At 31.9% G+C, this 6,682-nt stretch carries 6 protein-coding genes; all 6 read left to right on the top strand.

Features of this window, described 5'->3' with window-relative positions; genetic code table 11:
• Positions 1–1,427, top strand: a 1,427-nt coding sequence (locus F8M47_RS07210; protein ID WP_425292571.1) for a glycoside hydrolase family 19 protein, incomplete at its 5' end; no start/stop codon positions are given.
• Positions 1,417–2,133, top strand: a complete 717-nt coding sequence (locus tag F8M47_RS07215) for a hypothetical protein (RefSeq protein WP_150539452.1) — start codon at positions 1,417–1,419, stop codon at positions 2,131–2,133. The genes F8M47_RS07210 and F8M47_RS07215, both read left to right, overlap by 11 nt.
• 147 nt (positions 2,134–2,280) lie before the next feature.
• Positions 2,281–2,865, top strand: coding sequence for a glycoside hydrolase family 19 protein (locus tag F8M47_RS07220; RefSeq protein ID WP_150539453.1), 585 nt, complete (start codon positions 2,281–2,283; stop codon positions 2,863–2,865).
• Positions 2,865–3,629, top strand: a complete 765-nt coding sequence (locus F8M47_RS07225) for a hypothetical protein (RefSeq protein WP_150539454.1) — start codon at positions 2,865–2,867, stop codon at positions 3,627–3,629. Before F8M47_RS07220 ends, F8M47_RS07225 begins: the two co-directional genes overlap by 1 nt.
• 297 nt (positions 3,630–3,926) lie before the next feature.
• Complete coding sequence (locus F8M47_RS07230) at positions 3,927–5,678, top strand: hypothetical protein (protein WP_244298085.1); 1,752 nt, start codon at positions 3,927–3,929, stop codon at positions 5,676–5,678.
• Complete coding sequence (locus F8M47_RS07235; protein WP_150539455.1) at positions 5,669–6,484, top strand: hypothetical protein; 816 nt, start codon at positions 5,669–5,671, stop codon at positions 6,482–6,484. Before F8M47_RS07230 ends, F8M47_RS07235 begins: the two co-directional genes overlap by 10 nt.
• Positions 6,485–6,682 lie beyond the last annotated feature (198 nt).

Raw genomic sequence — 6,682 nt, forward strand, 5'->3', positions numbered from 1 at the left:
TCCCCTTGTCGGAAGTAGAGAAGCTGACGGTGAGTGACAATCCGAAAGATAAAAATGCCAAACAACGGACTTACTATAATATTCAACCGTACTTACACGGCACGAAAAGCGGTGTAGGGATTTATGTCGATGACAGCCATGTGACGCACGGGATACTGTTTAAGGGAGTAGATGTGTTTGACCAACAAACGGACGGCATAAGTATTTTCAAAAACGGCATACATCAAAATCTCGACCCAGACAGCCCTCTGGAACAAACGGAAAAGGAAAAGCTCAGTCCATTATTTGAAAAGGTATTGGGAGAGTTAGACTTAGCTCAAGACAGTGAAACAACCCAGTTTGAAGCGGGGAAATTGGATAGGTTGTCGCTACATCGGATACAGCAAAGAAGATTAACGGGTGTAGTGGTAAAACATCGGAACGAATGGAAAAAAGGGCGTAGTGAGGATTTTCGTGCGGTATGCGAAGTGTTTGAAAAATATGGGCAACAAGCGGAATCGGACTGGGTTAAACAACGCGCAAGTAATTTAGAGATAGGGCTGGAAGTTGGGCAGTTTAGCACGAGTAAAGAGGCGTATTATTTTCACCCGTTGGGACTTATTCAAGCCTTAACGCCTTATTCAGCCTGTTTTTGCCATAGAGATTTTACGGTTGAGGAGGTTAAAAATATTGTTAATACTTTAAGCGGAGTGAATTCAGGAAATTATTCCTTATTTAACGCCCGTAATTGTCTTTTAAAAGAAGAAGATAGAACATACGCAAGATTGACAGAAGAATTAAATAAAGCCTGTCAACGATATGATATTAATACGTGTATAAGAAAAGTTCACTTTCTTGCACAAGTTTATCTTGAAACAGCATCTTTAAAGACCACTGAAGAATTGGCTTCAGGGAAGGATTACGAGCCGGGGAAAGGGGCTGCCATAAAGAATCATAATACTATCATAGGAGATGGATCTAGATATAAAGGTCGGGGAGCTATGCAACTAACTTGGCGGATAAATTATATTAAATATTTTGAACATACAAGAACAGATAGCGCTTATTATGTTCCAACTATTCCTAAAGAAACAAAAATAGAAGATATGAAGGATAGAAATAACAGGTTTCACTATTTAATATCTGAAAAACTATTTCTATCATTCGATTCAGCGGGGTGGTATTGGAAATATGGAAGTGCTTGGAGGGATTTAAATAAATATGCTGATAATGATGATGTATATACAGTAAATGTAGGAATTAATGGTGGAGCCAATGGTTTTAAAGAAAGAATGCTTTGGCTTAAGAAATTAATTAAAGCCAATAATATAGAAAACTGTTCTAATCTATCTTTAACTAAAGAGTTGGGAATATATAAATTATCCACTAGTCATATGAGAAATACAAAAGTGGGTTCCAGATTAAAATTAGGTAAATATGATGATTAAGAAAAATTTATTTTTATATACTTTAATGATATTACCTTTTTATGCCATCGCGACATCTAGTATGTCAGAGGTTACTGTAGAAGGGTATTTAAATGATGATGATCTTAAGGATTATATTCAATGTGGTGCATATGATGAATCTTCTGATACTATTGATTATAAATGTATTCTTAATGTGTCTAGAGAGGAGAAGAAGGTCTTTGATGTTGTAGATAATAATGAATGTAGATATTTTGGGTTAAGTATTCCAGAAAAGGGAATTATCAAAGTTAATTGCGGAGTTTATATAAATTCTAATGAATATTACTATATGAATAATGGAAATGATTGGATTTTATTCAAGTATGAGTATTTTTCTGGAGTAAACTCTCCTGATGATGAGGGTGATAGTTTTATTGTTGATTCTAACGTATTGAAATCATTAAAGAGAAGCTTGTTTTACGATGTTGGTGGAACTGGAAATAGAATGATTTCCATGGGCTATATTAAGAAAAAAACCAATCTTTATGATAAAAATTATAATAAAGAAAAAATGTATTTAATAAAAGGAGACAAGGTGTTAGTGCTTGATGCAACAGAAGACTCAAAGAATAATAAATGGTATCAGATTTATTTTAAAGGAAAGAAAGAAATTATTGCTTGGGTTAAGTCTAATAATGTTGAAAATTTGAGTGTGCCGAGCAAATTTTTAACCTTTGATAAATGATTTTTATGCAAAATTGTTTCATGAGGATTGTATATTATGGGTTAATCCAAATTTCATGAAAGATAACCGCACTTTTGAGATAAACTCAAACGTCTCAAAGTGCGGTTAATTTTTAGAAATTTTATATAACAAGTGTGCAGACAAGTGATGCATTTATTAGCCCAAGCAAAACAAGAAACTACACGATTTCTTAAATTTAGAGAAGTTCTGAATTATACAAGAAAAACTTATACGGCTGAAAAGCTATATAATTTATCCCCCACCATAATTAATCAAGGTTTTGAGCGACGTGGAATGCATTATAGTAAATCACAAAAACTTGAATATATTGATAAAAAACTACTAGGAAATGATAAAGCATACGGTGAACATTGCTATGGTGGCTTTGGTAAATATCCTAATAAAGATTACAGAGGGAGAGGTTTAATACATTTAACTCATTATTTAACTTATAATTCATTTTATGAATATAGTAAATTTGATGTTTTGGCTCACCCTGAATTACTAGAAAATAATTATTTAATTGCTATAGAATCTGCATTATGGTTTTGGAATGTTCATAATAAAATAGGAAAAATATCTGATTTAGATACACCTACGCTAACAAGTGAGAATTGTATGAAAAATATAACGAGAAAAGTTAATAAAGGATTAGATGGGTATTATAATAGAGTATTCTATAAAGAACAAATAAAGAAAATATTTTTTGATATGTACGGGAGTTGTAAATAATGAAAAATTTAATTTTTGCTATTTTTCTTCTTTTTTCTTTAAACGTGTCAGCCTCAATAGCTAATGATTCACCATTTTTCAATATTACTGATAAATTTGGTCATAAAATAGAGTTTTATATGCCGAAACCTTCTTTAGATTCAGAGGGGTTTTCAGTTGTTCAAAACGATAAAAATAGTAAAAAAATTATTTGGGTTGCTCCATTTCTAGCTCAACAACCAGAGCTTTCATTTGCCTTTTTTGATGAAATTAAAGATAGAGGTAATTATCTGATTGTATCAATAAAGATCCAGCCAAGTTATAATCAAACGGGTATTCCTTATGTTGGTGATTATTTTATTTATACTGCCTTTAGGTTAGATAATGGTATCTATAAATTGGATGAAGCATTATCTGATTTTTTAGGTTCTGGAGGTGATATTTATGATATTCAAGATGTTAATGATTCCAGTGTTATTGAGCCTAAAATAATTTATATATATCCGTATAAAACAGAAAAAGAAGTAAGAAGTGCATTAAATAGTAATCTTTTTAAATTTTGGAGTTTAAATAGGAATGAAGTTATTAAAGGAGAGATAATGCGAAAAACATTGCTTCAAGATGTTCCGAATTATGTTCAGGGTGAAAAGAGATATTTAATTAAAGGTGATGAGTTTATACTTAAAAATATAAGCTCAAAATGGCTGATGATTGAATATAAAAAAAACAAAAGAATTATTACGGGATGGGTTAGATGTATTGATACTAATATATGTTTGAATTAGTTATGTTTGATAATGTACAGTATAAATTTAAATCTAAATGGTATTGTGAATAAATTGGATGTTTAATTAGTTTAAATATAGTATATATAAAATTAATAAAGTAGGATAATAGTGCAATTTGATTTTTAGAAGTTCTGTTAAAACTTTTAATTGTCGAATTGCACTTTTTATTCATTATATCGCCATACAGCTAAGCTAAATGAATATAGTACATCGGCGTTAGATATTATTGCAGAGACGAAGTCAGCAGATAAAAATCCCGTGATGATAAGGGATAGAAATAATAAACCATTGGGAGTGAAATTAACCGATGGCACAATAATCAAGGTAAAAAAACAGGCATCATCTAAAGAGAAACTAGATGAACTAGTTTGGTATAGAGATGTAAATGGTGTAGAACAAAAGCCCCCCATGGCAGATGATTGGAGAATTTTTTCAGGCTCTTATCAAATACTAGTCGACAGTGAACTTAAGGAGCTCCCACTATTACTGGCGCATAATGTTGAAACAGAAACGGATAAGGAAGTGGTGCTAGCCAAACCAATAGCGATAAAGGCGGGGACGGAGCTGGGCTTAATAGGCGAATACAACCAAATGGACGAGCAAGATAAAAAGTTGCTGCATTTAGAAGTGTTTACTTATGACGATATTGAAGCCTTTAAAGTTAAAGCTAAGGTGCAATATGAAAAGGACAAGGCTGAAAAGAAATTAACAGACAACTTTTTGTATGTGGCACGAGATAGTGCTTATTACGGTATTGCTGAGAATAACGTGAGCCAACTAGGCAATACAGTAACAGAAATTATGGTACCGCTATCAGAAGTGGAAAAGAAAACCATAAAGGACGGAAAAGCAAGCAAAGATTATTACAATATTCAACCCTATCTACATAATACCGTGAAAAAAAGTAAGGCGGGGATTTATGTAGATGATAGCCATGTAACTCATGGTATTTTGTTCCCAGGTGTCAATGTTTTTCATCAACAAAGCGACAAGCTAAGTCTGTTTAAAAATGGTCTGCACGAGTATTTAAACCCAGCGAGCGGACTGACGATACAGCAAAAAGAGGAACTAGACCCACTATTTAAGGCGATAATGGATGAGTTAGATTTAGATGCCGATAAAGGCACATCTGTCGTTTTTGAGGCAGGAAAACTGCGGGATGTGTTACTAGATAGTGTGCAACAAAGACGCTTAACGGGCATAATCGCAAAACACGAAAGTGAATGGAAATCAACTCGACAAGCCGATTTTGCCGAAGTGTGTGCGTTATATCGGCAGCATGGTAAAGAAGATATAGTGAAACGACTTAGCAAGCGAGTAGAGGATTTATCGATAAAGCTGAAAGTAAATCAGTTTGATACGGACAAGGAAGCGTGTTATATCCATCCGTTGGGGATGATTGGATGGTTATCCGTAATAATTGGGAAAATGATTGATAGAGAGTATTTTTTTGCTCAATATGAGCAAAAGTTTAACAAATTAACCTCGGCGCAAAAGGTGGCCTTAGAGGCTATTTTCACTGGAATAGAAGAATATTGTGACGCGCATAAAAACTATAACTGTGATTTAAGAAAAGTTGCTTATATGTTAGCTACAGCAAAGCATGAGACAGGTCATTCATTTGAACCTGTTATTGAAAGAGGCAATAAATCATATTTTAATAAATATGATCCTGTTCTAGCTGATACTAAGAAGCGTAGAGAAATAGCTAGAAAAATGGGAAATGTTAATCAAGGTGATGGATATAAATATCGAGGTAGAGGCTATGTTCAATTAACTAGGTATAATAATTATAAAAATGCAGGAAATTATTTGGGGTTAGATTTAATTAATGATCAATCATTAGCTTTGGAACAGAAAAACGCAACAAAAATTATGATATATGGAATGGAAGTAGGTATGTTTACAGATAAAAAATTTTCAGACTACATAAATGATTCAGGTTGTGACTATAAAAATGCACGTAGAATTATTAATGGTCTTGATAAAGCAGATGTAATTGCAGGTTACGCAGATAAACTAGAAGGGTGTTTAAGATGGCTATAATAAAATATTTTGCTTTGTTTTTTTTGATTGTGACTAATTTATCAAATGCCAATCAAATAAATATTAATGAATCTAAAGGTGAAGTTTATATTGATGGTTATTTATTGAAATCACCTTTAGTTAAAGATGAATTGGCGACTGATGTTATTGATAAAGGAGAATACTTTGAAATATGGAATAAATATTATGCATCAGTAAAGATTAAGTCTGAGGTTGGATATTTTTTTAATAAAATAAAAGGAAAGTTAATTAAAGTGAGAAGGATAAATTATTTTCCTGATTACAATGGATATTATGGTTATGACATAGATGTAATGAATGATGAGGTAAATATTATTGATATTACAGAAGAATATATAGAAGATCTAGAAAGTAATGCAGAGCCCAGTGATTATGATTTTTTAAATAAAAAAAGCTACTTAAAATTAGTAATGAAAATTCACGGTGATAATATTAACTTTAAATATGACAATCAAGACAATCAGTTTATTTTTATGATTAATTATTTAAAATCAAAAGATAAACCTTTAAAGATAAATGGGTATTTTCAGTGTAAAATTAATGTGGGCGACATGAAAATAAATGATTGTGGTAGGGTTTTGTTTTTAAAAAGAAAAATATTTTTATATAACAATCCGGAGATGAGTGGGAGATCGAAAATGTATCTTGTGAAAGGCGATCAAATAGTTATATTAAATGAAAAGTCTGATATGTTTGGAAAGAAATGGTACTTTGTTAATTATAAAGGAAAAAAAGACATTAATATGTGGGTGAATGCGGAAGATGTTGATTATAAGGAAAGATAATTATTGTTACAAATTTAAAAAATGCAGCGCGTTACAAATAATATCTTAATATTACACGATAGGAAAAAAATATGACAGTACAATCCAATTACCGCTACAGCCTCAAGGTTAATGGCGAGACGGAATTTGATGTAGTGAGTTTTGTGTTAAAAGAAGGGCTTTCACAGTTATTTCGTTTAGAATTAGAGCTGGCGAGTT

It is taken from the genome of Actinobacillus vicugnae, from assembly GCF_901687125.1.
In the GTDB taxonomy this organism is placed as follows: Bacteria; Pseudomonadota; Gammaproteobacteria; order Enterobacterales; family Pasteurellaceae; genus Actinobacillus; species Actinobacillus vicugnae.

Coding starts and splice junctions, on each gene's coding strand:
- F8M47_RS07215 (WP_150539452.1), top strand. CDS start 1,417: ATGATGATTAAGAAAAATTTATTTTTATATACTTTAATGATATTACCT.
- F8M47_RS07220 (WP_150539453.1), top strand. CDS start 2,281: ATGCATTTATTAGCCCAAGCAAAACAAGAAACTACACGATTTCTTAAA.
- F8M47_RS07225 (WP_150539454.1), top strand. CDS start 2,865: ATGAAAAATTTAATTTTTGCTATTTTTCTTCTTTTTTCTTTAAACGTG.
- F8M47_RS07235 (WP_150539455.1), top strand. CDS start 5,669: ATGGCTATAATAAAATATTTTGCTTTGTTTTTTTTGATTGTGACTAAT.